This window comes from Metabacillus sp. 113a, assembly GCF_050107635.1.
In the GTDB taxonomy this organism is placed as follows: Bacteria; Bacillota; Bacilli; order Bacillales; family Bacillaceae; genus Metabacillus_B.
The window spans coordinates 23,343-50,185 of sequence record NZ_JBNILJ010000001.1 but is presented as its reverse complement, the minus strand read 5'-3'; the positions used below and the strand labels follow the sequence as shown (position 1 = coordinate 50,185).

Genomic DNA, 26,843 nt, shown 5'->3' with positions numbered 1-26,843 from the left:
CTTCATATTAATAACCTAAAATACAGTGGAAAGGCGGTGAAAATATGAATAAATCTTACCAATTACAATTCGTAAACATACTTACTTTGGAGGTCCTTCATGTAGCAGATTATCAGTCACTCACAAGACTTAGTGCAATGATTGACGGTTATGAAAACAGAAAGGAAACTTGTCCTTATTCAATCATTCTGGATAAGCACAACAGTACATGTAGTGCTAAATACATAAGCTGCACCCGTTTCATTCAAAGTACTTCAGAAGTATACAAACTGTTTTTCAAAGTCAAAGCTGTGAAAGGCAATAATTTGCCAATAGCAGCATTCAATAAGTTGGACTAAAACCAGTGTAATTGCTGGTTTTTTATTTTGCAGGATGTTAGATCACCCCATATATATCAAGAGACCAGTAACTATACCAGTGTTCAATCATTATTTATTCCGTACTCTATAAGGTATTCTGAAGCTGTATATATCTTCATTATGTCACTAAAAGGCACTGTAACATCAAAGTTTAGTTGACAAAATAATACCTTTTTATCATATGAACAAATCGAATCACTGATAATTGATAATGATTGGTAAACCAACCACTTTCTTTTTAGTAATTCCAGTTCTTCACTACCAAGATATTTAAAATCGTTACCCGTTAAAGAACCTTGATCTCTTGAGTAAAATGTATCATTTGCACAATTTGATAAGGCTGTTTTGAACTTCAAAACGTAACACTTTTTATTTTCTTGATTCCACCAATTCAAACCAATGTCTTTCGAGTACAAAAATTCTGATAAACTAAAGAGAAATTCAGGCATATTCTGAACCCCATATTCAAGGACATTGTCGTATGAAATAAATGAATTTACCTGGTAATCATTATATATTTTGTGCGGTACAAAATCTCTTTCAGTATCCTCTATACCGCTGTGTTCCTTGTTAATACTGTACAGTTTATCTTTGTACTTTACTTGCTTATTTTCAATATCAATATGCACACCTTGATCCTTCAAGTATTTCCCCAATGGTGTATCCTTCTTTATCGTTTGCTGTAAATTCAGCAACCCATGCTTTTTAATTGCAGCACATCCATCATTATTGGTTGTTACATGCAAGGACACCAAACTAATGTCACTTTCCAAGAATACATTATCATCAATCTGGTAATAGTCCTGAAGGTCAGCCACATTATATGTATTTTTATTTTCTGCTACGTACTTACTAATCTGGGTTTCTCTTAAATTCAAATATTCCCCTAGTGAATCTACTGCATTATGAACAGAAGTAATATCATATAGAACTTCTTTTTTCATTCTTTATCCCCATTTCATCTACTGGTATATTTCCATTATTTATTAATATCACATTCAAATCAACAGTACATAAAGAGAATAAAAGATCAAAACATTCTTGAAAGGTGGAAAGACACCACCTTCCAAGCCATAAAAAATAAATCAATAATAATGTCTTTGATAATCCTGAAGAAAGAAGGACCGGCATAACTTCTATTTTGTTCAGAATAATAAACAAAGTTTCTTGGTTTTGAATTTATCATGGGAAGGTGCTTTTCCTTCCCTGCTGAAGTGAGTTTACGAACTGAAGCATTTCCTTCGCATCCTATCCTTTGTAGTTCAGAATTAAGTACATTGGATTGTAAGAATAAGAGGACCGAAACACCATAAAATACCGATTCAACCTTACAGCCACAAGGGTTTAATGCACTTTCACTTTTGGTAAGTTATTGTGCAGAAACCCTTGTTTTTTGGTAAGTTATTGTGTTCCATTTGATTCCAAATAATTGCGTAGTCTTTTTCCTGGCAATGCTTCCTGCCTACTGATTAAAAATTCTTTAGTTGCTTTGAAAGTTTGTGTTATGGCTTCAGGTGGTTCAGAAGTGTTCCGCCACACAATATATGGATTTACACGCACATATTCCTTATCTGCTTCGGTGATGATGCTAAAAACAGGTGAATCCGCCAGTTTTATATTTAACAGCTTACGCTTCAAACTGGATGATCTAGTTAAACCAAATTGGATTGCAAGTTCCGATAATAATAATGGTCTTGTCTCAGATGCAGGAATATCAGCATTTACCGATAAAAGATTGGTTTCATAATTAACAAACGGCAACATGCAAAACAGAATATACAAATTTGATGGTCTGTACTTTTGCCTTCCTTTTTGATCCTTTGAAGTATATAGTTCACGGAGTTGCCGATCATACAGTTTTATCAGGTTCTTTTCTTTCCTATGAGAAAGTGAAGCTTTTCCTTTGAAGTGATACTTTGAGGTCCAATACAGTTCTGCATTTTTCCCATTACCGTTTTCAATGATAATTTTCTTTTCAATCAACCTGTTGTAAAACTGGTAAAAACTTTTGTTGTGCGTAATCATCAGTAATTTTTGCAAATGCTTCTTTAATATTGGTGTGCCGTTTCCCTTTTGCAGCTTCGAATATTCACTTTCACCATATGTCACGTAAGTTCCTAAAAACATGATTCTTGTCTTTTCATCATCAGTGAAACTTGTATCTTCAATTAGTCCCTGAATACTTGATAAAAGTGTAAAAGTGAAGCTACCGGTCAGTTTTTCGTGTTCTTTTTTTGCCAGCATTTTTTCTTTCCATTTTGACTTTCTTTGTTTATCGTCTTCAGTATCAACCCACAAATCAAATGATTCGCCTGTTTTAGGATCAACCAACTTTTTTTGTGCCATTTGTATCTTCCTCTCATATTAGGTGTCAGCAGTGGTTCTGCTTCATACCTGGAACAACATGAGATATAAATCAAGACAAATACATATATTCCTTTTTAGGATTAAACTGGTTATTATTGAAGGAAGATAGCAATCGGAGGTGCTTAGTTTGTTCGATGAACTATACATTGAGGTGGAAACTCACGCAGGGTTCCCAGTACTTGATACCATTAGTAAAACAATTAGATATGGTGAAAATATCTTAAAAAAGTGTGTTGAAATAAAGGGACTGAAACAGAGTGATTCAATTATTTTGGCTATGTATAGGAAAATTCTTGAACAGACTGATGGTATTTATATACTTGTTGATCATGGATCAAATAGTGCACTTATAACTACGATACGAAGTCAGTATGAGACTACTATAGGCTTTCAGCACATTTTCGAAAAGCCACAATTGATTGAAAAGCGTGCGTTAGCATATCAAGTTTCATATTCAAACGAACATCTTCACTGGTTTAAAAAAGAAATTAATAAAGGGGATATCTTAAAAAGGTTTAAGATCGAAGATTTACGGAGAAGAATTGAATTTATGGAAACCTTTTTGAACAGCAACAAAACAATAAGTTCTGTTAATGAAAGATGGCATAGAAAGTATAAAAGTACAGGTTCAAAAAGATATCCAAAGTGGTATTCACTTTATGACGATAAAGCCAATTCTTTTTCAGCTTTAGCTAGGAGTATAAGAGGAACATCTCCCCTTATATATTCTAGTTATTCTATGGAAGCACACGGATATAACGCATTGGACGGAGTATATAGTGATGAAATAAATAAAAAGCAATACCTTTTTCCATTAAGAGGCATTCCAAAAGAACTTGATAATATCTTGTTAGCATGCCAATTAACTAATATATGCACTATGTTACTTGTGAAAAAATACAAGCCGGAACTATTAGATAACTACCTTGACTTTTACGAATGGTTAAATATGAGAAATGAAAATGAAAACAGTCTCTATAAATGAAAAAGCAAGCAACAGCTGCCTACTTTTCGAACAATTTAAAATTTATCTTTTTAATGCCTTTTTGTAACAAGAAGTACATTGCTTTTTCCACTGATTTTCTACATTCAACCAACGTTGCCTACCACATGTATTGCAAGGAATTTTCACCTTTTCCAATATATATTTCATATTGCTTGTATCAACCTTAAACACTTTTTCATTTGTAGATGGGTTTGGAACTTCACTCATGAATTGCTTTTCAACACAACCTGTGCAGAATGTTTCATTTTTCCACACTTTATATTTGATCTTTCTAAAAGTTTCTAATTCTTTAACACCACAAGCCACGCATGTCCTTTGATTCAGCCTACTATTATTAATATCCACTTCTATCTTTTCAAAATAAGGAACGTTATTTTTGTATTCTCCGCATTTAAAACAGTTTATTTCTGAATACTTTTCAGTTTGTTCCTTAAATTCATAACTGAACATTCCTTTTTTATCGGTATGACCACCAACTTCACTCATAACATATGAAACCATCGTATCAAAACCACATGCTTCACAATGAATACTAAACCTGTTCGTGCGGCAATCAAGACAGTTACAAGGTCTTCCCCAATCACAATTCGGCATGATATCCCCCTTTGAAATTTCTGTATTTTAACTTTTATTAAGAATTTGATTTAAATGACTATAAACATCAAAGGAGTCATTAAGTATTTCTTCGTAAAATACCTGCTTAGTAGCATTTACTCTGTTATTTCCAAACATTGCATTTATATACGATAGATATCTTGCGTTGGATTCTTCGGTGTCTTTAAGAAATGTTTCCAAAGCAGCGTTTTACTATGAACAAAATTATTCCTTATAGAAAATAAATTACTTAGTCTTTTATATTAACTATTGCCTTTCGGGAATTTTACATTATTAATTTTTTCATAAAACAATGCCAACTTTTTCAACGTATTCTCCTTTTCATGTTGAAAATCCCTAGCATTTATTTAATACCTTCTTAGCAGTTGAAATTGAGTTTGAATATTTACTGTTTTCCATTATTTTGCTTAAAATTATATCTTCATCTAAACCGATTTCTTTAAATAACACTATTGTAGAAATTGCCTTCACTCTTTGAAAAGCATAGTAGATCTCATCAGTCTCATGTAAAACGTTTTGTTTGTTTTCTAAGTCATAGTGCGTTAGATAATTCCTTGTTTCTACTAATTGTTGGACAAATCTATTTCTATCATCGCTGTTACCAATTAAAAACGTTTTAGTTTCTGGGTTCAATTCTTTAATAATTGTCCTTAATCTTTTCCCCAGTGAGTACTCGTTACCATAAGTAAGTTTACTTATAATAATTTCAGAAAAGTCTTCCGGAAAGTTGCCTTGGATTTGAAATAATAATTTTTGGCAGTTTTCCATGTACTCTTCGCTATCCATTGGTACATCGTAATTCTTTTTTCTATGGTATATTTCTAAAGTTTGAACTGCATTTAAAAATCGTGTTTCCAAATACATTTCCATATAGAAATCAGTAAAATAAATATCTTTAATATTCTTTAAAGCTTCACTCTTCTCAAACCATAACCCAATCACTTGGCTAAAATTATCCTTTATGGTTTCATAGTTTATTAAAGAATCATGTCTAGTGAAATTATTTATAATCTTCATATCTTTTTGTTTTTTGAAAAAATAATACTTCTTTCTTTGTTCAAATTTATTAAAGGGTGCATTTTCTTCTCCATAAAAAACTACTTTTTCTAAGTATGTAGGTGATCCTACCAGTAATGTGTAAAGTCTTAGAAACTGATATAACACCTCATTAAACTCGTTAAAACTTTTCCATTCATCTGGAATTATTTTCAATCCACCTTTATAAGTGTAGTTGAAATTATCCGAATAATCCCCCGTTACATTTGTAAAGAACACTTCTTTTACTTTAGCATTCATGGAAGGTATATATTCTTCGAATAAATCAACATCCGGAAATGATATATTATTTAGAGTGCCTATAGTGCCATCTTTTAGTCCGTATTCTTTAACAAATGGAGATTTCGAAGTCCACTTTGAGAAGTAAGTTGGATAAATAGCAATCGAATGAAAAGATATTTCATCAACCGAATTAAAATGTCCACCTACAATAATTGAATCAATAGAATAGGTCTCTGTATTAAAGCCATTCACTGTTAAATTAAAAGAAAAATTAGAGTTTGTACAGTTTAAAAGAGTAAATTTTTCACCAGAGTCTGAATCTCCCAATATTATTGGTGCTATATCTAAGTATTTGAATAGTGATTCCTTACTATTACTATCAAGTGTCCCGTTTAGTTCCAGCTTAATTTCATCACTTTTATAAAATAGAATACCTGATATCTTCTTGTCAGAATTAGGTAGTCCCCAGTAACCTTTTATTTGAAACTCGCCAAATAAGTCTTGATCCTTTATTTTAACTTTCCCCATCTTTACCAACCCCTTATGAACTAATTAGATGTAATTCTATTATAATCCATATTATCTATTATTAGGAATTAGCAGGTATTTTAATTTAAGTTGTTTATATTAAGCAGCTGAACATAAAAAGCCTGCATTTCAGTAAATACAATTGAATGTATTACTCTGATCAGCAGACGTTTATTAAAGTTATTTTCACTTTTCAGTTACAACTTAATCCAATCACGTGCTTCCTATAATCCACTATATAGCCTTGCCATTGCGTTATTTGCTTCCAGATATTCAATACCCTTGAAAGTGATCTTTGCTTTATTCAACCAAGCATATACAACTGGATTACCTATTCCGCCACGTTGAACAGTTACACTCTTTGCATAACCTTCATCACGTATTAATTCCAGCATTTCCCCCCACTGTTCATTATCCAGTTCATAGTCTGTTTGTTTCGGTTCGTTACCATCCTGAAGTTCCTTTAAGATGCTGTATAGCAGTTTTCTTCTGTCCACTTATCATCATCCCCTTTCAGCATCATTTCGACAGCTTACATCATAAATCCTTGTTTTTATGTTTTAAGTTCTTGACTATGTTTTTGACTTTTGCCTGAATTTTTTTGAAGGGTGGAAAACGGCTGGACACAAAAATGTCTGCCTTTCAGCAAAAAACCCCTGAAGGTTTCAAGCTAAGAAGCAGACGTTCAAAATTCCCTGAATTCCCCATCAGGAAATTGTGATTTAATTTATACAGAAGGTTTAGTATTACTTTATTTATAAGTTATTTCTAATTTGGGTTCAGTGCCTCCTTTTTTGTAGGTCCACTTAATCTTATCAACTAAATAATGTAACAATCTGTTTACTTCTTCATCACTTAATCCTTTTCCATCAAGGAAATGCCAATTACCAAACAACTTTTCAATAACTTGCATCTGTTCAATTAACGCATCCTTGACAACCCTTTGATCTCTATTTTTTACTTGCTGAAGTTCCGTTTCTATCGCTTCTAACTGTTTCTGCCTTGTTGCCTTTCGTTCTTTATAGGTAAGGAAGTCAATTTCTTCTTCTTCAAAAAGAAAGTCAATATTCAGCAATGCCTTATTTACCTTTTCAATTTGTTTTGTAAGTTGCTGAATTGTGTATTCCGTGGTGTCATCTTTCAACCCATCATCTATCCCTTTAATAACTTGAAGTATCTCCTGCTTATAATCCAATATTTTTTCTTTAACCATTTTTAATACCGGATTGTAATGAAACGTTCTGTTACCACAACTGCATACTTTCACATAAAACTTGTCAATATGCGGATGATAGTTACATCCTTGAACCTTACCACATTGCCCACAAAATAATAGGTTACTTGTTGGGTAAATTCTGTTTTTACTTCTTGGTGCTTTAAAACTGTATTCATTTACAATTTTGTTAGCTTTTTCCCAAACACTTTCACTAACTATTGCTTCATGATTGTTATGGACTACAATCCAATCTTCTTTTGGTCGTACCCCAATATTTTTACCAATACCTCTATTGCTTACCATCATTCCTTTGTAACACTCGTTGTTTACTAATCTTTTAATTGAATTATACCTGAAGGGACTACCCATCTTGGTTTTAATCCCCATCAATTCTAGTTGTTTTAGCAAACCTGAAATAGAAGTACCTTCTACAATTTGGTTAAATATGTATTCAACGTCTTCAGCACGATTATTGGTTACAAGTTTATTTGTCATAGGATTTTTATCATAACCAAGTGGGGGTTGCCCATTGGTCCAGTGTCCTTTTTTCTGTGCAAACATCTTACCCCTTTGCATACGTTTCAGAATCATCTTGTATTCTTGTGAAGCAATCAAACCAGTAATACCTAAAAGTAACGTATCTTCATCACTCCTTAAATCATATAATCTATATGGGGTTACCACATATGTTCCGGTATTGTACAATAGTCTTTTTATATCGCTTTGATCATATTCATTACGGCTTAATCTATCAATATCCATAACAACAATGGCATCAAAATGATACTGTTCAATTCGTTTAATCAATTTAACCATCTCTGTACGTTTGGAAATTGTTTTTGATGAAGCAACTTCTTCAAATACTTCATAAGACCAGTTATTTTTATTAACTAGATCAATCAAGGTTTGCCGGTGGTTTCTTAATACTTCTTCAATACCTTTACCTTCTTCATCTCTTGAAAGCCTTAAATATATACATACATTCTTTATGTTGGATTGGGAATATATCACTCATTTATCAGTCCTTATTTAATGTTTATAATAAAATAATAACATTGTCCCCACATACTAGACAAGTTGGCCCTGTAAAAATCATGAGTCCGTGGGAATGATAAAAAAAAGAGAGAAGTTTTTGAGTAGCGGATGGAAAGAGGGAGATGCGTGCTGCAGGGGGTGTTTGCCCGGAGGATAAGAGTCTGATCACCATGCTTTCTTCGTAGATGGTGGGCAGGGTGGAAAGCCTGACCGGAACTTCCAGATCATCAAGCTTTACTGAAAGAGCACCGCTCTGCGGCTTCCTTCTTTCTCCTATATCCATAGAAGCTTCAAATTTAAGATGAGAGATCAACCGCTGTGATACATCCCGATGAAGCTTCTGCTGATTGAGAAGATCATCGTCTATCCGGTAAAGAATCTCTGTAAATTCTTCCTTTGGAACAATGTGAATGTCAGATGCGTGGAGTTCAATGGCTTTAAGAACGATGCTTGCGCATAACGCTTCAATTTCCTGCAATCAATTCTCTCCTTTCCTGTATTTAAACAGAAGTATAGACGGATGGAGAGATTCTGTCATATTGGCAAAAAACCATTATCCAGGGTGTACAGTTCTTGAAAATCCTTTTTCCTTACAATAGAAAAACCGTTTTTTGAATAAAAAACGGCAAAAGGATTGTTCTTATTTTTCTTCCGTTACATAGTAGATGTATGTTTTTTTGGATTTAAACAGAGAGGACTTTTCATAATAAATCCTGTAGCCGCCTTCTAATTGATTATGTCCTGCGTAAGTGAGTCTGCTTTTCGCTTCAAAGTCTTTTGCTGCTGCTACCAGGCTGCTCTCAGGCGAAGTATAATCGGGTTTCTCATAGCTAACCGACACAGGCTGCATGTTTACACCTTCAAGATAAAAATTGAATCCTGTCATGCTTCCGCCTCCCATTCATTATAAAGAACAACTTGCATTAAATATAGCACAACAGGAAATGTATTCAAAGTAAAAGAATTGAAAAAATCACCCCTCAGGGTGACATGATCAAGAGACGGACATATGAAGCAGGCTATTTTTTGACAGTTTGCTCAACGCCTGCGGATTGTAGCCGACTACAAGCTTCTTCCCGTCAGTCAGGATCGGCCTGCGCAGCAGCTTCGGTTCATCGGTCAGCAGTTTAAGTAAGGTTGACAGGTTCATATCTTCAATATCAAGATTTAAGTCTTTGAACGTTTGGCTTCTTGTAGCCAAGATTTCGTCGATGCCTTCAGTAGTCAGCTCCAGAATTTTCTTGAGCTCCTCTGCATTGGGAGTTTCGCGGAACATGTGTCTTTCTTCAAAATCAACTTCGTTTGCTTTCAGCCAGTGCTTGGTCTTCCTGCAGGATGTACAGCTTGGGTACGTGAAAAAAGTAAGTTCGCTCATTTAAATGTTCCTCCTCAAGGTTATTCAAAGGCTTAATTTATATTTTTTCTATTGATTATTTATCTGTATTTGTATTGTACATTAATTGTACACCTTTTGTACATCAATATGCACAGCCTGTTCATTTTTTTTAAAAAGTCCTTCACAGCTAAATGTAAACGCTTATTTACAATGAAAGGAAGTGTCCTTTATAATAAAGAGGGATGGAATAGAGGGGTAAGGGAGGAATTGCATATGGACCGCATGTTTCGTGTGCTCGGATTCTGGACTGGAATTTTCGCAGTCATGTTTTATTTAGGGGATATGCCGGAAACTTCAATTTTATTTTTTGCTCAAACGGTCTTTTTTGTTTTTTTATCCTATCTTAAATTATCAGAGCGGATGTATATTTATATTTTCGGTGCTTATTTAACCGTTTTCTTTGTAGGCTTTACCTATTGGACCACCTTCATGATGGTGCCTGGCCAGGGAGGCCATTAAAAAACGGGGCTGTCCAGTCAGTTGCCTGCTGCAGGTGATGTCCTTTTCATTTACAAATTAAACCCCCGGTATGCGCAAGCTTCATAAGCATACCGGGGGTTTTTCTTTGCTCTTAGCGGGACTTTTCTAGACTGCCCCTTTTCTATGTACCATAATATAGAACGATTCACTGATCCCTTCATGTGAAAGGAGGGAACGAATGGCGCGGTTCCTTTTTGATGCAACAGAAAACGGATCAGGGTCCTGTACTTCCTGTAAAAAGCCAGCGAGCCCGTTATCCCAGAAAAATTCGGTCTGCTTTTGCACGGCCAGCTCCTCCCAGCCCAGCTCTCCTGTCTTTTTCAAATAGGCTGTGAGCGGAATGTCATACGTTAAATCCATTTCATACGGATAAGCCAGCGGATGCTCATAAAGGATGTGATTTCTGTAGCCGCGAATTGTCCCTTGCTTTCTCTGAACAAGAAGATCCGAAAAATGACCGTAGTCTGCCGTGACTATATAGGCGTTGCCGAGCTTTTCATTCAGCTGCTGCAATTTCTCAAGCATCTCCAGCGGAATCTCTATTCTGCTCTCCTTTTTCAGAGGAATTTCTGCCCATCTGAGGTAGGAGGCAAGCTCACCGTTGTTGTCCTCGCGATGCATAAAAACGAGCTGTCCCTCCTGATCCGCTCCGACGCCTGCTTCCATTACGACTCCTCCAGAGTTTTCTGCCAATTTTACCGGAAGTGCATCCAGCCATTCATTTGAGAAAATCGTTCCTGAAAAGCCGGCTGGAAGATCCTCGATGCCTGGGAGTACCTTTACTCCAAGCTCTCTCGCTCTTTGACGGTGAGCCGGGCTTTTTTCAACACTGAATACGGTCCCCCGTTCAAAGGTTTCAGGAGACTGGGCTTTCCATTCATCAAGAAAAGCGCGGAGAAAGGATCCCGTTCCACTTCCTATTTCACAGAAAACCGGAGGGATTTCATTGGAACGGACTTTGTCTAAAAACCACCCTGCCATCAGGGCACCGTATAGAGAAGAAATGGAGCTGGCCGTATAAAAATCACCGGCCTTGCCGATTTTCGGCCTCCCGGACATGTAATAGCCATGATCCGGGTGGTACAGGGATTCTCTCATATACTCATCAAAGGAAAGGAAGCCTCCCTTCTCCCTGATCAGCTGCACCATCATCCCTTTCATTTAAAACCCGTTTAAAAAAGGGTTTCGGTCCATTTCATCCTGAATGGTCGTTTCAGGCCCGTGTCCTGAAAGCACCATCGTGTCCTCCGGCAGCTGGAGCAGGTGATTATGTATGCTTGAGAGCAATACTTGGTGGTCTCCTCCAGGCAGATCCGTCCGGCCGATTCCCTCTTTAAAAAGCACGTCTCCGCTGAATACCGATCTTGTTTCTTCATGGTAAAAGGAAACACTGCCTGGTGAATGACCGGGAGTATGCAGAACCTTGAAGGAAAAATCACTGATTTTAAGTGTCTCGCCAGTCTGAATGTATTCATCTGCAGGTCTCGCATGGATTGGACCTGCTCCGAAAAAATGAGAGCCGTTAAGCTCCGGCGAAGGCAGCCAGTCTTTTTCTTTTTTATGGATATAGACAGGAATATTCCATCGTCCGCGTATATCATCAACTGCACCAATGTGATCGAAATGGGCATGGGTAAGAAGCACAGCAAGCGGCTTTAAACCTCTTGATTGAATCAGCTGATTCAGCTTGTCTCCTTCACTCCCAGGATCAATAATCATGCACTCTTTATTCCTGCTGCTTACCAGGTAGCAATTCGTTTGCAGAGGACCTAATGGAATTCGTTCCCAGTTCATAATGACAGCACCTCAATTTGATTTTAGTCTACCCCTATTATTAAGGAAAACCGGCAAAGTTTCAATCCGGGAGGGCTATTATGGCATCGCTTTCAAAAGCTTATTTTTACCTCGACATTCATTTTGAAAACGTTTAAAATATGTAGTGAACTTGTTTCATTTTTTTCCAGAAGTGATCGCAAGGGGGATTGGCAAATGGGGTTAGTCATTATCTTTACGTTGATTTCATTATTAGCCGTATATGGACTGCTGCGCGCCTTTAAAGAAAAAAACATGATGGGAATCATGTTTTGCGTGGCTACACTTGGCGTTTTCGGCTGGTTTACTGTTATGACGGTCATTTTCCACGGATATCCGACTCACCATTAAAGAAAAAGCTGGCTTACAGAGCCAGCTTTTTTATGTACGTTTCATATGCTTTTGAACACTCTCAAGCTTTCCTTGCATCGTTGTTTCCTTATCTCTCCGGTCATCAATCCGGATGTTGGTTGCGACCCGGGATATGCCCTCCTGAAAAGGGGCCTCATGGATGGCTTGAATGACCTCAAAGAGCATCGGCAGCTCCCCTTGGATTAATGTATTCATCGGGGTAAGCTGATAATCGATTTTTCCTTCCGCTTTATAGGATTCCAGAATGTTCTGGATCCCGGCAACGTACCCGCTCACACTCGGAGTATCTGTTCCTATTGGAATGATGGTTACATCTGCAATGGGCATAATTTTGACCGCCTTTCGTTTTCATCAGTATATCACATCCCTAAAAGGGCTAAAACGTAACAAGAGTTTTCAGGCTCCCCGTCAGCAGGTTAATGACCTTCTCCAGCTGAAAGCCGTATAACACTCTGGTACCGTCCGGTGAGTACATTAAAGGCATATTCAGTGCGTCCTTAATGTGAACGGTTTTCTTTTGATCCAGCAGAGAGAAACTTACAAGATTCAGACGGTCAGATTCTTCGTTGTACTCGTAGGTTATGAATTCATGCTCAGATGGGCTGATTTCTATTTTAGGAAGATCCAGGCTTCCTTCTGATTCTTTAAGAGAAGAAGGAAAGCGCTGTTTTTTTATGCCGTCCTGAACGATAAAGACAGGGCTGTCGTTTTCATAGCTCAGCGTAATCCATGTATGATTCCTGGAAAAAACGGATAAAACTTCATCCGCCATCTTTTTTTCTTCCTGCTTTTGAACATCATACTGATAAAGCGGAGAGCCCTTGCCTCCTCCATCCTTCGCAAAAAACAGGTTTCCGTTCCCGCTCCATTCTGCAAAAGGAGCATCGATCGGATCAGCATCCTCGAAGCCGGTCAATGGATAGTAAATGGCGGTCTCATATGTCCAGTCTTCATTGAACGCGGTCACGAACAGCCGGTCCGGATTCGCCTCGCTCCACGAAAATGACAGATCGTGGGAGGAAAATTCCTTTTCAAACCGCTTGGTCCCCTTTGAATCAATCAGCAGGAGATTCGTTGTATTGGCTGAAGAACTACCCTGCATTAAAATATAGGTTCCGTTCACCTCTACATGCGTTACTGCCATGTCCGCCCTGTAAAGTTCTTTTTTGCTTCCCTCCGAAAAATCATAGGTAGACAAAGTGGTCTCTTTTTTATCATATTCCGCCAGAACAACCGTCTTGTCATCAAGCCAGCCCCCTACTGTTTGAAAGGTTTGCTCATCCGCCTCATATGGTATCACTGTCTGTTTATCTGTTGTCTGCACGTTGGCATCAACAGCCGGAGCCTTTTTCTCCGGTTCATTTGCACAGCCTGCTGCTATCATTGCCAGGGCCAGCACTGCCGCCAATAAACGGCCTTGTTTTATACTCATTCCTGCTTCACCTTTCTTTAACGTGTGCCGACTTAACGGACCATTTAACGCGGATTTCAAGCTGATAGAACATTATGTACCCTTATGGGAAGAGCAGAGGGAAATGGGTGAACGGTTCTTCCATCAGGGGCTGAATCCCCTGATGAAAGCCTCATGGATCGTTCCTTTACATATACAGGGCAGCCCGGAAAATGCCCTCCCCTCTTTGAAGGATGGTTTCGTATTGGTCAAGCGGCAAAGGATTGACCCCAGACCCAAGCTCAATGGTGTACCCTGCGCGGCTCCATTCATGAATAAACCAGTCCCTGTAGCCGGCATGACTGTCTATGTTCCGAACCTCCGTATACTTGCTCAGGATGGCAAACTCCTTGACGATTAATGAGGCCTCTTCCGGTTCTTTGTTTAAGTAACCCCAGTAAATCTCTTCACCTTGTGTGTGGAAACAAAGCAAACGGTCAAACTGTTTCCTCTCAGCAAGAGCAGCCATAGCGGCGGATTCGGGTTCAGATAATGGGTATTCTCCCGGATAATCTCTTGGTGCTGGTGATTTAGGGATTTTTCTTTCCTTTTCAATTTCCCAATAAGCCGGATACTGATTGTTTAAATCGACTCCTCTGATGTTTGCTTTCCATTGAGAAAAGTCTGTGGATTCATTATTTATTGGAAGGACGAGTTTACGTATACTGTCTTCTTCCGGAAGACCCTGCAGGACTAAGTCAACGCCGTCAGGATTGACCATGGGTACGATGGATAGAGCATTTAGAGTGTAAAGCTGAAGAGAAGGATGGCCGAACCTGGATTCCCCGTAAATCAAGTCATTAGCAAATTGTTCCAGCCAATCCATTAATACAGCGGAAGTAATCCATTCATTCGCATGGAAGGAGGCATTCATATGAACGAGTCGTTTTCCTGTTCCAAATGTTAACTCTATTATAGGCTTATCCCTCACACTTTTTCCAATTATATGCTGCTGAATAAACGGGTACTTTTGTACTAATTTTTCTATATCTGCATACAAACAGGAGGAGGTGTACGGTTTTTTCCTTGATGAAAGATGCCGCTCAGCCTTAACCGCTGCCACAAATCCTTCTCCGGGATGAGCCGGCTCATAAAACCTTTCAATTTCACCATGTGTCTGTTTCCACTCAAATCCTGGAATCTTTAGTATTTGACCAGCCTGAAACGAATCCTTTTTATCCGGATTGGATTGTTCAATCAGAACCGCCGGAAGCTCAAAATGCTCTGCCACCTCGGTTAAGCCTGTGCTTTTTTTCAGTTTAATTTCCAATGATAATCCCCCTTTCCTTACCATTCATTTTATGAGCGCTGCACCCCTTTCTGAACCCTTGAAAATAAGGAGAAGGCCGTATGCTGTTTCCGCTAAAAAAGCTTTGGCTGTTAGGCCAAAGCTTTTTAGCTTGCTATTTTGATTCTGCCGGATTCTTTTCGTCTTCCTTGTTGTAGAATCTTAGCAGGTCACTGTAGATAATTTTATCGGAATAGTCGAGTTCTTTCTTCGCTTTTTCTAAATAAGGCTCACAGACTCCTTTATCTTCTACAGGCTTGCCGGTGTTCTTATCGTAGCAAATATTATCCGTATAAACATATTTGTCGGTTACGAAGCTTCCGTCACGCATTACGGTAAATGGGAGCCGGTCTTTGGAGAACAGATCGTTTCCAAATTCCACTTGATCCTTCGTGTCTGCTCCCAGCATGTTCATGATTGTCGGCCGAATGTCAATCTGGCCGCCAACTGTATCGATTTCCTTCGGATTCTTGTCCGTCACGCCCGGAATGTGGACGATAAACGGTACACGCTGAAGCTGCTGCGATTCGAAAGGTGTAATTTCTTTGCCAAGATATTTAGACATCGCTTCATTGTGATTTTCAGAAATGCCGTAATGGTCGCCGTAGAAGACAATAATAGAGTTCTCATAGACCCCTTCTTCTTTCAGCTTTTCGATAAATGCTTTAACCGCGTCATCCTGATATTTGACAGTTGTAAAATAGTTGTTCAGCGTTTTGCTGTTTGAATCGAACTTATCAATGGATTGATCTTCTTCACTCAGCTCAAACGGGAAATGATTTGTCAGCGTTATTGACTTAGAGTAAAACGGCTGAGGCAAATCCTTCATGAGGGTGGCAGTCTGTTCAAAAAATTCTTTATCCTTCAAGCCCCACCCTACAGATGTTTCAGGTGTTACTTTATAGCTGTTCACATCGAAGAATCGATCGTATTCGAATGAATCGTACATTAAGTCACGATTCCAGAAAGACTTGTTGTTCGCATGAAAGACAGCGGATGTATAGCCCTTATCCTTTAAAATTTCCGGAGCTGAATTGTATTCATTATCCGGGTTTGTAAAGAAAACAGCTCCGCGTCCGAGCGGGTAAAGAGAATTATCTGTCAAAAACTCAGAGTCAGATGTTTTACCCTGACCGGTCTGGTGATAGACATTCGTAAAATTGTAGCTCTGTTTCGCGAGATCGTTCAAATAAGGAGAAACTTCCTGTCCATTCACTTTTGCTCCGTCCATTACGAAGTTCTGTGTGGACTCAAGTGATACCATAATGACGTTTCGTCCTTCGGCAATCCCCTTCATATCCTGATTTGGTTCTTTTTTGTTTGCTTTAATGTAGTTTTGGATTTCAGTTAAATTCGTACTGTCAGCCATTGCACGCTGTGCTGAGGTTTTCGACTGAATAATCCCGTCATATACGTGGAAATTGTACACACTGATGTTTTTAACAAGCATTTCACGGTCAAATGATCTCGTGAGCAGCTGTGGACGTTCTGTTTCAGCAAGTCCCAGGTTAAAGAAAAATACGGCTGCGACCATTAGATAATAAGCAGAACGCTCTTTTCTTGTAGCACGGATATCCGTACGGAAAGCTGGCTTGCGAAGAAGCCAGAACAGAATGACTAAATCAACAAACAATAAAACGTCAACCGGCTGGAACAGGGATGAAATACTGCTCCCAAGATCTCCCATGTTGCTGGACTGAAACAGGACCGGTATGGTCAGGAAGTCATTAAAGAACCGGTAGAACACCATGTTTGCCAGGAGCACCCCTGTCAGAACGATGCTTGTTATGAATACAAAACGGTTTCGGTTCCGTTCCTTCATAAACAGCCCGATTCCATAAATGAATAACAGGAAGCTTAAGGGATTAATGAAAAGGATCACTTCCTGTGTCCAATTTTCAATTTTAATGTCAAAGCTAGTTTTATAGACAATGTACGTTTTAAGCCACATAAATAATGTAGCTATAAGTAAGAATGAAATTTTTGATAGTGAATTTTTACGCATTCGTTGACCTCCTCATCCGGCAGAACTGCGCATGACTATATCTATTCTTTTCCCAATTTAAGTAAGCAGGTTATAAACAAGCTAAATCATATCTTAATACTTCGTTTACAAAAAATCAATGCTTTTAATATTAACATTACAATGAAATGGTAGAATTATATGTTGACTGTAATCTTTACCCCCTGTATTTAGGGGGCAAACCCCCTTTACATTACAGCTTTTTTAAATAAATTTTATTATGTTACGTAAGTTTTCAAAGGTTTTCTCATCGTAAAAGCGTTTATTCCTTTTTGAGGGAGGAATTTCTGCTTCACTGATTCAACGATGGCTTATATACTCCCGGCCGCAGCATCAGCTTCGCGATTCCTAAAAAAAGAAGCCTGTCAGCAGGCTCCTTTTTAATATACGCTTCTTTTTCCGTCTTCATTAATAATCCGTAAGCAGTGTTTTAGCCAGCCATGCTCCTCCGATGACCCCGGCATCATTGCCAAGTGTTGCGATTTCAATGGCCGCTCCCTGTGCAACCCTTGGGAAGGCAAACTGCTTGAAATACTTTTCAACATGCACCCGCAAGTATTCTCCCGCCTGGGATACGCCCCCGCCGATCACGATTTTCTCAGGATTAAGTCCATTCGCAAGGCTTGAGAGCGCCAGCCCGAGATGGAAGGTGACGAACTCTACAACCTCCTGAGCAATCGGATCGCCCTTTGCTGCAAATTCAAAAACATCTTTTGAAGAAATTTCTCCTGCCTCTTTAAGAACATTCCGCAGCTTGCTTTCCTGAGTGGACAGGCTGATTTTCTCTTTTGCAATCCGGACGATTCCTGTAGCTGATGCTACCGTTTCAAGACAGCCGGTTTTCCCGCAATTGCATGGTGCCCCGCCTTCCGGGATTGAGGTAATATGCCCAATTTCTCCCCCGGCACCGTTCACTCCATGAATTACATCGCCGTTTGAAATGATTCCTCCGCCTACTCCCGTACCGAGAGTGACTAAAATGACATCCTTCGCACCGTCGCCTGCACCCTTCCACATTTCCCCAATTGCCGCGATATTGGCATCATTATCGATAACAGCGGGAAGTCCTGTTTCTACCTCTAAATGGTCCTTAAGCGGGTAGTTCAGCCAGCCGAGGTTGACGGTCTGATAAACAAGGCCTGACGCAAGGTCTACAGGCCCTGGAGCCCCCATACCGATTCCCGCGAGCTTCGACTTCGTTTCGCCCCGTTCAATTAACTTGGCATCAATTGCTTTTGCAATATCAAGCGTTATGTTCTTTCCTGTTTTATCTGTAGGGATTTCCCACTTCTCAACCAGCTCGCCATAAAGGGAAATAAAAGCCATTTTTATCGTGGTGCCTCCCAAATCTACTCCAACCAGCAACTTTTCGCTCATGTCTCTCCGTCCTTTATCTATCGTATTAGGAAACCGCTTGCACAAATATGTATCAGTTCATTGATCTTTTCCTGCGTTCCATCTGAGCTTCCTGCCGCAGAATGAGCAGCGACATTTGAAAGTCCTGAGTCTCAATCAGCTTTGACTCATATAGCTGTCTGACCTCATCTTCCATCAGCTCTAAATCAGCCACCCGGTCACCGACATATATAATGGTTCCATACTTTTTTAAAAGCTGCCGCACATCATAAACCGTTTTCAAACCTTCACCTCATTTAACGACAGTACATCCATTTATAAGGTAACTAAGAACCGTGCTTGAGTCAAGCATTAAATAAGCGCCGTCTCCAGGCTGAAACATACAAGCTGCTGTGCTGGCAGCTTGTATGGCGGGAGACCCAGTTCAGCATGCATGCGCCGTCTAGCTATGCTTTAGTTTATATTCGAAAAATACCCAAACGCAGCCAGGGAAACAGCAACTGCCAGCCCTGAGGCTGCTGCGAGACCCTGACGGAACGATTTTGGCTGGGAAGGAAGCTGCACGGCAAACGCTGCAGCCAGGCCGCCAATCAGCCCTCCGATGTGGCCGGCATTATCAATATTTGAAATGGTAAAGCCCAGCGCCAGATTAATGCCGATCACGACCAGTATATTCGGTCCGATGGTGCGGAGAAAAAGATCGCGCTCCACGACTCCCAAGTAAAGCAGTGCACCGAAGCATCCAAAGATTGCTCCGGAAGCTCCGGCGGAAATAGAATTGCTGAAGGCAAAGCTTGCAAGGGTCCCGAGGATGCCCGAAAAGAAGTAAATGGCCAGAAACCGGGCGGATCCAAACATTTTTTCCACTGCGTCCCCAATAAAATACAAGGCTACTGAATTCATTAGCAGATGAATAAAGCCGATATGAAGAAACATAGGCGTAACGAGCCTCCACCATTCCCCTTCAACAATGTACGGATTGAATTTAGCCCCAAAATCAACGAGCGTCTGATTGTTCTGGCTTCCTCCGGAGAGTTCCATTAAAAAGAAAAGAATAATTTGAATAGCGAGCAGGATTTTCGTGAATTTCGGCTTTCCATATTCAAAAACCTTTCTTTCTTCCTGAATCCGGTGATTTTCTTTTTCTATGACTGTCGTTTTATAGCGATTGAGTTCCTCATAGCTGTCTATCTCCGGAGCACCGGCATGAAAACGGACGGAAAGCATATCCTCTATCGTCATGAGTGCAGCAGACCGGTTTTCATCATATACAAGGACATTTTTTAAAACCGTGTTTCCGCGGGAATACGGTTTTTCGACAAGATGCTCCCATTCATCCACCGGCGGATAAGATGAAAGATAAACATTCAGGATGTTCATTGATTTCCGGCCTGAACTTTTCCTGATTTCCTCAAATTTTTCTGCAGCCCGGGACACGTCTTGCTCCAGCTGATTTCCCCAATCGGTCTCTTTACGTGAAATCCGAAGCAGCTGAAAATCTGCTCCCCTTTGACTTTCAAGCCAAATTTCACTGTGATCTTCAGCCAATGAGACGATACGAAACTTCTTTTCAATCAGCTGATTGATTAAATTCCAGTGTAATACTTCCTGTTCTAGTGACATCGCCATCTCTCCAGCGTCCATTTTTGTTATGGATATTATAGCAAGACTGCATAGTAAATAGAAAGGCAAAGCACTTCGGCCTAAAGGGTTCAGGGTCCTTTATGGCTGCGGCTCAAGGTGAGAATGTTCTCTTATTTTCATCAGATGCCCTATGTACTGTCCTATTATCTATGCAGGAGGTACCACGCCATAAGCGCATCAAAAAAGCACCAGGCATGCCGGTGCTCTTTATCCAAATATTGCATTAGAAAAAGGCTTTGTGAATAAACTTATCTCTTACAAAAGGAAGCCTTAAAGAAAGCCTGATAAAAAATGCGCGCATTGCCGGGTTTCCAAGAATCATGTTCAGCAAACGGTATCTAAACTGATATAGCAGAAAGCCGCCAATGATTGCGAGCAGGTAGCCAGTCAATCGATTCATCGTAATCCCTCCTGCTCATACTTTTTACCGCTTCTGCCTATTTTATCCGTATCTTTTGAATATGGCTCTGATTAAACAGGAAGCTGACCCCAAACCCATGCTGATTGATGCGGAAGGCTTTAGACTGATTATGGACCCCACAGAAGTGAGCGCTGAGGTCTGCCCTGCATAACCATCCGCTGGAAAGCGTTAACAGATCCCGATGTTTCACCGAAACGCTTGTTATACGCGGTGCTCTTCGTCAAAAAGAAAAAAAGATGAAAATTCCAGCTGACAATACGGCTGCAAATCCAATGGAAATGATGTTGACTGCATCATTATTAAAAAAAGAATAGCCTTGAAAGACGTGTCCTTCGACACCACAATGTAACCGCCGCTCTGTGATTTTTCCGCAGGCTGGACATTTATATTTTACCTGGACGGATCCGCCAAGAACTGTATCCGCCAGATTGCCGCAGAATCCAATCAAGGCAATCATGACTCCCCATTGCACGCTCAGGTTAAATACCATAACAGACAGGATGGCGATGAAGGCTGCCCCGGCGGCAGCCGCTCCTGTTCCAAGCATCGAAACCGCACCCGATGTCCCTCTTACTGTTTTTCTTAGTGAAAGCAGCAGTCTGGGATTTCTTTTACTAAGGGTTCCTATTTCCGAAGCCCACGTATCCGAGTTTGCCGCGGCGATTGACGTGCAAAAGACAGCCGTCCATAGATCTGCACCGGTCAGCCAGAACATGAAACTGGCAATGGAGGCAATCCCTCCGTTTGCAAATACCTGGACTGAATCCCTGCGGTCCCCTTTTTCCAACAGTTCATCGACAGCTTGTTTCCGGTTTCTTTTAAATTTACTCAGCAGGCTTGAGCTTGCAAAAAAGGCTCCAAGCAGCAGCAGACCCTGGTACCCATACCCCAGATAGATCAGCATTCCTGTCAGGAACGCTGCAGCTGCTCCGGTTAGAGTCAGGGAGCGGATCTTCCAGCCCGCAAGAGAAATGAAGCCGATTAAAAAGATCCCTATAATGTGAATCGGATTAGTCACAGCAATGAAGCACCTCTTTTTCAGTTATGATCCTTTGCACCGGAACATCAAAGGGTTCAGCAGGAACGAGAGGAAGAACCTGGAAAGAGAAGGCTAGTGAAACTGTTTGTCCCCGGTAATCCTCTAAAAAGCGGTCATAATACCCTCCGCCATAGCCGATCCGGTAGCCTCTGGAATCAAAGCACAAACCCGGCACAGCGATGGCATCGATTGAACGTTTATCCGCCAACGCAGTCATCTCCCGGATTGGCTCCTTTAACCCGTAATAGACCGTTTCCAGCTGATCAAAGGAGGTAAGTACTCTGAATTCCATTTTTCGTTCAGCAGGAAAGCATTTTGGAATAACCGCCTGCTTCCCCTCGCTCCATGCTCTTCTGATGATGTTTCTTGTATTTGGTTCCCTGTTTTGAGAGATTGTTAAACCGATAACGGCGGCATTCTTCCACAACGTGCTTTGAAATAACTGCTTTTCCAGACGGTCAGAGTAAACGGAGTATTCATGGTCGGTCATTTTCTGCAGCTGAATTTTCATTTGCTCCCGCAGGCTTGTTTTATTCATTTTGATTCACCGCTTTTATATGTATTGGTTTCATTATATATGTTCGAAATCGTATTCACAGCAAATCCGCTGAAATATTTTATGAGGTGCCGGGGCTGACCTTGCACTGGTGAATGTTCAGCGTTTTCCGTTTACCGGTATGCTGGGGCGGTGCCGGAGCTTTAGTACATTAAAGGGCCGGGGGTCAGAGACAAAATGCAGTCAGGCGTTATGTGGCAAGGTCTGCCGGATCAGGTGCCGGAGCTTTAGTACGGCAGTGAAGGTGGGGTCAGGCACTGTGCCAGGCCCCTGCTGCTTTAACGCACAGCGGTACGGGGACTTGGACTTTTAGTGCCTTGCTCCGTATGGGATTGGTGAGGTGGTGCCAGAGCTTTAGTGCTTTAGCAGAGTGAGGGTCAGGCGCATCAGCAGCTCCGCACACAAAAAAACAGCAGGAATAAATTCCCTGCTGCTTACTTTGTTTCACGGTGCGTTGTCATTTTTTTCTCTCTGGAGCAGTATTTTTTAAGCTCCATACGATCCGGGTTATTACGTTTATTCTTTTTAGAGATATAGTTACGCTCACCACAGTCAGTGCAAGCAAGTGTAATATTCACACGCATGTTTATCCCTCCAAACTCTTCAATCGTTAAATCTAATCAGACTTTAACATCATACCATTGTTGTTTAAGAAATTCCACTTTATTTTTTATTTTTGAAAGTGTTTTATTTTCCTTGTGTATTTCTCATTTGTTTTTAAGGCTTCTTCGGGCCGGCTGTTGACTGTTATTACGGAAAAAGCCGAGCGGTCCTGGAGAGCCGATATTCTCGTCCAGCTGTCATCTGCATGGTGGATGTTGACTCCTTCAGAAAGACGGAGCCGGTCAAAATCCTCGTCTGAAATCAGCCTGCTCAAAACTCTGGTTTCCTGTCCGTGCTGACACGAAATATGCTCGTAAGCAGCTTTTGAATAGAGTATGAGTTTCGTCTTAACGGCCGGCTTCTCTTTCATTCCTTTCAGCAAATAGATCAGCAGCTGCAATGGGCTGTCGGTCTCCGGAATAGACTGACTCTCCTGCAGGAGCTCTGATAAGACGGAAGCCGTGATGGGCAGGTCTCCGTTCTCCCCTTTTAGCTGAAGGCTTTGATCTTTTTCATTTAGAAGAAAGACAAGATCGGCATTTTTAAAATCACGGGCTTCAGCCGGTGACAGCCTCACTGTAAAATTTGCCCGCTCCAGCCAATCCCTGTGAAAACGGTATGAAAGCGCATCAAGCTCCGCTCCGTAAGTTTCACTCTCATTAGGGAAATAAGCATTTAGAAATGAGCTCTCATATTCAAAGGCAAGGCCCGCTATTCTCGTTTTTATGCCAGGCACCTCGGTTGTAACCATTGTCGCTTTTGAAAAATGATGCTGCATTGATTTTTCTATTTCAGATGGAAGGAGCTGTCCCCCTCCGTCGAAGAAAAGAAAGGAGCACGAATCTTTGGAAGAAACCGCATAAACCCCCATCCTGTTCAATTTGCTGCATCCGAACCTTAACGCGGAAGGTGAAAGCGGATCCTCTTCTGCATAGATTGGACAGCCGAACGATCGGAGCGATTCGGTGAACAGACTCAAGAATAAGGAAGAAAGAGCACTGCCGTCACTTCCGGCAATGACGCCTGCTTTTCCGCAAGAGGCGGCAAATGCCTGTGCAAGTTTCGCCGCTTTAACGCCTCCTCCCTCTGCGATGGCAAGATGGATATGGCCTCTTTTTCTGAAAAGCAAAGCATCTGCCAGATACCTTGCAGAAAAGGTATCATTCAATATAACTCCCGGTGCTACCGTTTGGTCAGGCCAGATCCGAACCTGCTCCTTCACCACGTTATCCCCCTCCAGAACTACATTTTCGCCCAGAACGGACCCATTTTGCAATTCACTGAAGGACTTTATTTCACAGCTGCTTGCCAAAACGGATCCCCGGACGATGGCATATGAGTGAATACGCTGATGATGCCAGAAAATAGAGTGTTCAATCTTCGACCCCTCAGCTATGTGTGTACTGTCACCCAGTATCGCATACGGGCCGATTTTGCTTCCCTTTTCGATTACAGTACCCTTCCCTATAAATAGAGGGCCGGTGAGTATTGTTCCGGGCTCTATGACAGCTCCCTGTTCAATATGGATTCTCTCCTCACTGGAAGTTGAAGCAAAAATCCATTCAGGTGAGAGGCCTTTTATGCCGTCGAGCAAATCGTATTGCGCTCCCCTGTACTCTGAATGAGTGCCTATATCGGACCAGTATCCAGCAGCTTGATGCATATGAAGACCATCCGTGAGAAGCTTGGGCATGATATCCTTACTGATATCCTGAGGTGTTCCTCTTTTGATATAATTGAAGACCTCTGGCTCAAAGATATACATGCCGGTGTTAATATACTCACTGTAGACTTCGGTCCGGCTTGGCTTTTCTGAAAAGCCGAGAATCCGTCCATTCCTTCCGGCAATGACGCTCCCATATTCTCCTGTTTGGTTCTTCTTCACACCAAATACCGTTGCGATGCAGCCTGATTCCCTATGAGCTGATATTCCTTCTCCGAGGTTGAAATTGCTGATCGTATCGCCGCTGACGACCAAGAAAGACTCTTTGAGGAAGGGCTCCGCAAGCTTGATGCAGCCGGCTGTGCCAAGCGGCTTTTTTTCAATCAAATAAGAGATCTGGACGCCGTGCCGGGAACCATCTCCAAAATACTCCTCAATGACCCGGCTATTCCAGCAAAGGGAAAGGAAAATACTCGTAAATCCATTCTCTCTTAAGTGGAGGATGACATATTCAAGGACCGGTTTATTCAGCAGCGGAACCATGGGTTTGGGCAATCTTGATGTAAGGGGCTGTAATCTGGTACCCATTCCTCCTGCCATGATTATTGCTTTCATATGAAAACCCCTTCCCTTCACTTTCTCTGAAGCAGCTTATTGTAAACAGCCAAGGTTTCTTCACCCATTAAGGACCACGAATAATTTTTGGACTCCTTTAGCGCATTTTTTCCAAGGAGCTGAGCCTTTTCTGGTTTACTCAGCATTTCCGATAAAACTTGGATGAGCTGATCTATTTTCCCGTTCTCGAATACCCATCCATTTTCATCATGGGAAACCAGCTCAGGAAGGCCACCCGCGCTTGAAACAGCAACCGGTTTACCTGCAGCCATTGCTTCAAGGGCAGCAAGTCCGAATGGCTCATAGCGGCTTGGTATGCATATTCCAGCCGCATGCTGTATATATTTATTCAGCTCGGTACCCGAAATAAAACCAGGAAATGTTACATCTTCCTGGAGATTGAGTTCTCGTACTAGCCCTGTGCAGCCAGCTAAAGCAGGACCTTCACCGGCTATGACGAGTTCTAAATCTGGAAACGAGGGTTTAAGCTTAGAAAAGGCCCTTATGAGATCCTCAAATCCTTTTTCGGGAACAAACCTCCCCATAGAAAACAGATACGGTTCAGCCGGCTTCCCATTCTCTGCAGGCGGAGGGATCGAAACGCCATTTTTCACTTGCGTGATGGCTCCCGGGTCTGCACCTTCCCGAATCAGGGCCTGCTTCATATACTGGCTGCACACAATTAGGTGATCCGCTTTGCGGATTAATTCCATCTCTGTATCGTGAATCCATTTTTCTGCAGAAGTAGTAAGGGTGTTTTTACGGCCGCTTTCCAGGGAATGAATCGTTGCAACGAGCGGAACATCGAACGTTTTTTTCGCATAAAGAGCGGCTCCTGCTGTCAGCCAGTCGTGGGCGTGTACAAGCGTAAACGGAACGTTCATATCATGTAAAGCTTTAATCCAGGCGAAATTGGCATTCAGCATCCATTCAAAGGAGTGGCTGTAGCGCTCAAAAGCCATGGGCGGGCGGATGATCGAAAACGATTTTTCTTTCCCAGCACTTCCGGCTGCTTTGGAAGGAAGAGTCACGAGTACCCCGCTTCTGTCTCTGACTGCAAGCTCCTTCACTAAATGCTTCACGTGTGTTCCAAGCCCGCCCCATATTTCAGGAGGATATTCAGATGAGAGCATTAGAATGGATTCCGGACCGTCATTTTGCATGTTCAATCCCTTTCTCCGTAATCTGTATAGGCGGAAAAATACAAGCGGTAATCTGCGTTTAGAAAATCGCCCAAGACGTCGGTGCGGGCAGAGGGCAGATCAGGAGTTTTGGCTGCAAACAGCTTCAGGTTGGAGGAGTTGATGAGAATCAGATGCAATTGGAAGGCAGAAAAGCCCTTTGGAAAAAAAAGCTTCTTTTTCCCTGCTGAGGAATGGATCGGGTAATCGTAGGTTACGGGCTCTTTTCCATCATGACGGTAAAGAGATAGCTTAACTATTTTGTAAAGGCTTTCATATTCTTCTTTCATAAGATGTGATGAGGCTTTCTCTGTTAAAGCAGAAATGTGCCATTCTGTAAAAAGAAAGGAAGAAACCTGCTTTACTTGAATCCAGTCTGTTCGTGATGCCGCAGAAGCCTTTTCAAAATCCAACCGTCCGCTCCTCATTTCTCTATTTTTCTCTACTATAATTCAAAATCCGCGATCATACAACCAGAAGCTTGAAACTGGAATAAAATTAAGCAAATCCGCGGTTTTCTGACAAAAACCATTAAAATAT

Annotated in this window: 28 protein-coding genes; 3 read left to right on the top strand and 25 right to left on the bottom strand. The window is 41.0% G+C overall.

The window, feature by feature from the left end; all coding sequences use genetic code 11:
• Window positions 1-421 precede the first annotated feature (421 nt).
• On the bottom strand, window positions 422-1,303 hold the full coding sequence (locus ACQCVE_RS00255; protein WP_426861197.1) for a hypothetical protein: 882 nt from the start codon (window positions 1,301-1,303) through the stop codon (window positions 422-424).
• Between the two features lie 457 nt (window positions 1,304-1,760).
• Window positions 1,761-2,705: a hypothetical protein gene (locus ACQCVE_RS00250; RefSeq protein WP_426861196.1), complete on the bottom strand. Its 945-nt coding sequence runs from the start codon at window positions 2,703-2,705 to the stop codon at window positions 1,761-1,763.
• A 148-nt stretch (window positions 2,706-2,853) separates the two neighbouring features.
• On the opposite strand from ACQCVE_RS00250, the gene ACQCVE_RS00245 reads away from it, so the two are divergent.
• A complete protein-coding gene (locus tag ACQCVE_RS00245) occupies window positions 2,854-3,711 on the top strand; it encodes a DUF5677 domain-containing protein (RefSeq protein ID WP_426861194.1) in 858 nt (285 codons plus the stop codon).
• A gap of 42 nt (window positions 3,712-3,753) precedes the next feature.
• On the opposite strand, the gene ACQCVE_RS00240 is transcribed toward ACQCVE_RS00245, so the two are convergent.
• From ACQCVE_RS00240 to ACQCVE_RS00210, 7 genes are all read right to left on the bottom strand, one after another.
• Window positions 3,754-4,326, bottom strand: coding sequence for a hypothetical protein (locus ACQCVE_RS00240; protein WP_426861192.1), 573 nt, complete (start codon window positions 4,324-4,326; stop codon window positions 3,754-3,756).
• Between the two features lie 357 nt (window positions 4,327-4,683).
• Window positions 4,684-6,153 carry a HEPN domain-containing protein gene (locus ACQCVE_RS00235; protein ID WP_426861191.1) on the bottom strand — a complete coding sequence of 490 codons (1,470 nt, stop codon included), beginning with the start codon at window positions 6,151-6,153 and terminating at the stop codon, window positions 4,684-4,686.
• A gap of 224 nt (window positions 6,154-6,377) precedes the next feature.
• Window positions 6,378-6,650, bottom strand: a complete 273-nt coding sequence (locus tag ACQCVE_RS00230; RefSeq protein ID WP_426861189.1) for a YjcQ family protein — start codon at window positions 6,648-6,650, stop codon at window positions 6,378-6,380.
• A 254-nt stretch (window positions 6,651-6,904) separates the two neighbouring features.
• Complete coding sequence (locus ACQCVE_RS00225) at window positions 6,905-8,380, bottom strand: recombinase family protein (protein ID WP_426861187.1); 1,476 nt, start codon at window positions 8,378-8,380, stop codon at window positions 6,905-6,907.
• A gap of 25 nt (window positions 8,381-8,405) precedes the next feature.
• Complete coding sequence (locus ACQCVE_RS00220) at window positions 8,406-8,882, bottom strand: ATPase, T2SS/T4P/T4SS family (RefSeq protein ID WP_426861185.1); 477 nt, start codon at window positions 8,880-8,882, stop codon at window positions 8,406-8,408.
• Window positions 8,883-9,044: 162 nt separating this feature from the next.
• Window positions 9,045-9,290, bottom strand: coding sequence for a hypothetical protein (locus ACQCVE_RS00215; protein ID WP_426845686.1), 246 nt, complete (start codon window positions 9,288-9,290; stop codon window positions 9,045-9,047).
• Window positions 9,291-9,398: 108 nt separating this feature from the next.
• Window positions 9,399-9,779: a Spx/MgsR family RNA polymerase-binding regulatory protein gene (locus ACQCVE_RS00210; RefSeq protein ID WP_426845684.1), complete on the bottom strand. Its 381-nt coding sequence runs from the start codon at window positions 9,777-9,779 to the stop codon at window positions 9,399-9,401.
• A 234-nt stretch (window positions 9,780-10,013) separates the two neighbouring features.
• On the opposite strand from ACQCVE_RS00210, the gene ACQCVE_RS00205 reads away from it, so the two are divergent.
• Entirely contained in the window at window positions 10,014-10,259 is a 246-nt protein-coding gene (locus tag ACQCVE_RS00205) for a DUF2626 domain-containing protein (RefSeq protein ID WP_426845682.1), read from the top strand.
• A 126-nt stretch (window positions 10,260-10,385) separates the two neighbouring features.
• Here ACQCVE_RS00205 and ACQCVE_RS00200 read toward each other — a convergent pair whose 3' ends face one another.
• On the bottom strand, window positions 10,386-11,441 hold the full coding sequence (locus ACQCVE_RS00200) for an SAM-dependent methyltransferase (protein WP_426845681.1): 1,056 nt from the start codon (window positions 11,439-11,441) through the stop codon (window positions 10,386-10,388).
• Window positions 11,442-12,074 (bottom strand): MBL fold metallo-hydrolase, encoded by a 633-nt coding sequence (locus ACQCVE_RS00195; protein WP_426845679.1) that lies wholly within the window; start codon window positions 12,072-12,074, stop codon window positions 11,442-11,444.
• A gap of 195 nt (window positions 12,075-12,269) precedes the next feature.
• On the opposite strand from ACQCVE_RS00195, the gene ACQCVE_RS00190 reads away from it, so the two are divergent.
• The gene (locus tag ACQCVE_RS00190) at window positions 12,270-12,443 is read left to right on the top strand and encodes a DUF2759 domain-containing protein (RefSeq protein WP_426845677.1); all 174 of its coding nucleotides are present in this window, start codon (window positions 12,270-12,272) and stop codon (window positions 12,441-12,443) included.
• A 30-nt stretch (window positions 12,444-12,473) separates the two neighbouring features.
• On the opposite strand, the gene ACQCVE_RS00185 is transcribed toward ACQCVE_RS00190, so the two are convergent.
• The 14 genes from ACQCVE_RS00185 to ACQCVE_RS00120 all read right to left on the bottom strand — a co-directional run bounded on the left by ACQCVE_RS00185 (window position 12,474) and on the right by ACQCVE_RS00120 (window position 26,716).
• Entirely contained in the window at window positions 12,474-12,791 is a 318-nt protein-coding gene (locus ACQCVE_RS00185; protein ID WP_426845675.1) for an MTH1187 family thiamine-binding protein, read from the bottom strand.
• Between the two features lie 49 nt (window positions 12,792-12,840).
• A complete protein-coding gene (locus ACQCVE_RS00180) occupies window positions 12,841-13,896 on the bottom strand; it encodes a hypothetical protein (RefSeq protein WP_426861183.1) in 1,056 nt (351 codons plus the stop codon).
• Between the two features lie 166 nt (window positions 13,897-14,062).
• The gene (locus tag ACQCVE_RS00175) at window positions 14,063-15,184 is read right to left on the bottom strand and encodes a M14 family metallopeptidase (protein ID WP_426845671.1); all 1,122 of its coding nucleotides are present in this window, start codon (window positions 15,182-15,184) and stop codon (window positions 14,063-14,065) included.
• A gap of 133 nt (window positions 15,185-15,317) precedes the next feature.
• On the bottom strand, window positions 15,318-17,207 hold the full coding sequence (locus tag ACQCVE_RS00170) for an LTA synthase family protein (RefSeq protein ID WP_426845669.1): 1,890 nt from the start codon (window positions 17,205-17,207) through the stop codon (window positions 15,318-15,320).
• Between the two features lie 426 nt (window positions 17,208-17,633).
• Complete coding sequence (locus ACQCVE_RS00165; protein ID WP_426845667.1) at window positions 17,634-18,602, bottom strand: ROK family glucokinase; 969 nt, start codon at window positions 18,600-18,602, stop codon at window positions 17,634-17,636.
• A 52-nt stretch (window positions 18,603-18,654) separates the two neighbouring features.
• On the bottom strand, window positions 18,655-18,864 hold the full coding sequence (locus ACQCVE_RS00160; RefSeq protein ID WP_426845665.1) for a YqgQ family protein: 210 nt from the start codon (window positions 18,862-18,864) through the stop codon (window positions 18,655-18,657).
• Window positions 18,865-19,034: 170 nt separating this feature from the next.
• On the bottom strand, window positions 19,035-20,204 hold the full coding sequence (locus ACQCVE_RS00155; protein WP_426845663.1) for a rhomboid family intramembrane serine protease: 1,170 nt from the start codon (window positions 20,202-20,204) through the stop codon (window positions 19,035-19,037).
• 244 nt (window positions 20,205-20,448) lie between these two features.
• Window positions 20,449-20,625 carry a hypothetical protein gene (locus ACQCVE_RS00150; RefSeq protein ID WP_426845661.1) on the bottom strand — a complete coding sequence of 59 codons (177 nt, stop codon included), beginning with the start codon at window positions 20,623-20,625 and terminating at the stop codon, window positions 20,449-20,451.
• Between the two features lie 241 nt (window positions 20,626-20,866).
• Complete coding sequence (locus ACQCVE_RS00145; protein WP_426845659.1) at window positions 20,867-21,664, bottom strand: DUF92 domain-containing protein; 798 nt, start codon at window positions 21,662-21,664, stop codon at window positions 20,867-20,869.
• Window positions 21,657-22,223: a 5-formyltetrahydrofolate cyclo-ligase gene (locus tag ACQCVE_RS00140; RefSeq protein WP_426845657.1), complete on the bottom strand. Its 567-nt coding sequence runs from the start codon at window positions 22,221-22,223 to the stop codon at window positions 21,657-21,659. The genes ACQCVE_RS00145 and ACQCVE_RS00140 overlap by 8 nt, the downstream gene beginning before the upstream one ends.
• A 452-nt stretch (window positions 22,224-22,675) precedes the next feature.
• The gene (gene rpmG / locus ACQCVE_RS00135) at window positions 22,676-22,825 is read right to left on the bottom strand and encodes a 50S ribosomal protein L33 (protein ID WP_426845655.1); all 150 of its coding nucleotides are present in this window, start codon (window positions 22,823-22,825) and stop codon (window positions 22,676-22,678) included.
• Between the two features lie 86 nt (window positions 22,826-22,911).
• Window positions 22,912-25,122, bottom strand: coding sequence for a sugar phosphate nucleotidyltransferase (locus tag ACQCVE_RS00130; protein ID WP_426845653.1), 2,211 nt, complete (start codon window positions 25,120-25,122; stop codon window positions 22,912-22,914).
• Between the two features lie 17 nt (window positions 25,123-25,139).
• A complete protein-coding gene (locus ACQCVE_RS00125) occupies window positions 25,140-26,285 on the bottom strand; it encodes a glycosyltransferase family 4 protein (RefSeq protein ID WP_426861748.1) in 1,146 nt (381 codons plus the stop codon).
• A 2-nt stretch (window positions 26,286-26,287) separates the two neighbouring features.
• Window positions 26,288-26,716: a hypothetical protein gene (locus ACQCVE_RS00120; protein WP_426845651.1), complete on the bottom strand. Its 429-nt coding sequence runs from the start codon at window positions 26,714-26,716 to the stop codon at window positions 26,288-26,290.
• Window positions 26,717-26,843: the final 127 nt, after the last annotated feature.

Excerpts from the sequence above, each read along its gene's own strand:
- ACQCVE_RS00255 (WP_426861197.1), bottom strand. The coding sequence starts at position 1,303 with ATGAAAAAAGAAGTTCTATATGATATTACTTCTGTTCATAATGCAGTA.
- ACQCVE_RS00250 (WP_426861196.1), bottom strand. The coding sequence starts at position 2,705 with ATGGCACAAAAAAAGTTGGTTGATCCTAAAACAGGCGAATCATTTGAT.
- ACQCVE_RS00240 (WP_426861192.1), bottom strand. The coding sequence starts at position 4,326 with ATGCCGAATTGTGATTGGGGAAGACCTTGTAACTGTCTTGATTGCCGC.
- ACQCVE_RS00235 (WP_426861191.1), bottom strand. The coding sequence starts at position 6,153 with ATGGGGAAAGTTAAAATAAAGGATCAAGACTTATTTGGCGAGTTTCAA.
- ACQCVE_RS00215 (WP_426845686.1), bottom strand. The coding sequence starts at position 9,290 with ATGACAGGATTCAATTTTTATCTTGAAGGTGTAAACATGCAGCCTGTG.
- ACQCVE_RS00210 (WP_426845684.1), bottom strand. The coding sequence starts at position 9,779 with ATGAGCGAACTTACTTTTTTCACGTACCCAAGCTGTACATCCTGCAGG.
- ACQCVE_RS00205 (WP_426845682.1), top strand. The coding sequence starts at position 10,014 with ATGGACCGCATGTTTCGTGTGCTCGGATTCTGGACTGGAATTTTCGCA.
- ACQCVE_RS00200 (WP_426845681.1), bottom strand. The coding sequence starts at position 11,441 with ATGAAAGGGATGATGGTGCAGCTGATCAGGGAGAAGGGAGGCTTCCTT.
- ACQCVE_RS00195 (WP_426845679.1), bottom strand. The coding sequence starts at position 12,074 with ATGAACTGGGAACGAATTCCATTAGGTCCTCTGCAAACGAATTGCTAC.
- ACQCVE_RS00190 (WP_426845677.1), top strand. The coding sequence starts at position 12,270 with ATGGGGTTAGTCATTATCTTTACGTTGATTTCATTATTAGCCGTATAT.
- ACQCVE_RS00185 (WP_426845675.1), bottom strand. The coding sequence starts at position 12,791 with ATGCCCATTGCAGATGTAACCATCATTCCAATAGGAACAGATACTCCG.
- ACQCVE_RS00180 (WP_426861183.1), bottom strand. The coding sequence starts at position 13,896 with ATGAGTATAAAACAAGGCCGTTTATTGGCGGCAGTGCTGGCCCTGGCA.
- ACQCVE_RS00170 (WP_426845669.1), bottom strand. The coding sequence starts at position 17,207 with ATGCGTAAAAATTCACTATCAAAAATTTCATTCTTACTTATAGCTACA.
- ACQCVE_RS00165 (WP_426845667.1), bottom strand. The coding sequence starts at position 18,602 with ATGAGCGAAAAGTTGCTGGTTGGAGTAGATTTGGGAGGCACCACGATA.
- ACQCVE_RS00155 (WP_426845663.1), bottom strand. The coding sequence starts at position 20,204 with ATGTCACTAGAACAGGAAGTATTACACTGGAATTTAATCAATCAGCTG.
- ACQCVE_RS00150 (WP_426845661.1), bottom strand. The coding sequence starts at position 20,625 with ATGAATCGATTGACTGGCTACCTGCTCGCAATCATTGGCGGCTTTCTG.
- ACQCVE_RS00140 (WP_426845657.1), bottom strand. The coding sequence starts at position 22,223 with ATGAATAAAACAAGCCTGCGGGAGCAAATGAAAATTCAGCTGCAGAAA.
- rpmG (WP_426845655.1), bottom strand. The coding sequence starts at position 22,825 with ATGCGTGTGAATATTACACTTGCTTGCACTGACTGTGGTGAGCGTAAC.
- ACQCVE_RS00130 (WP_426845653.1), bottom strand. The coding sequence starts at position 25,122 with ATGAAAGCAATAATCATGGCAGGAGGAATGGGTACCAGATTACAGCCC.
- ACQCVE_RS00125 (WP_426861748.1), bottom strand. The coding sequence starts at position 26,285 with ATGCAAAATGACGGTCCGGAATCCATTCTAATGCTCTCATCTGAATAT.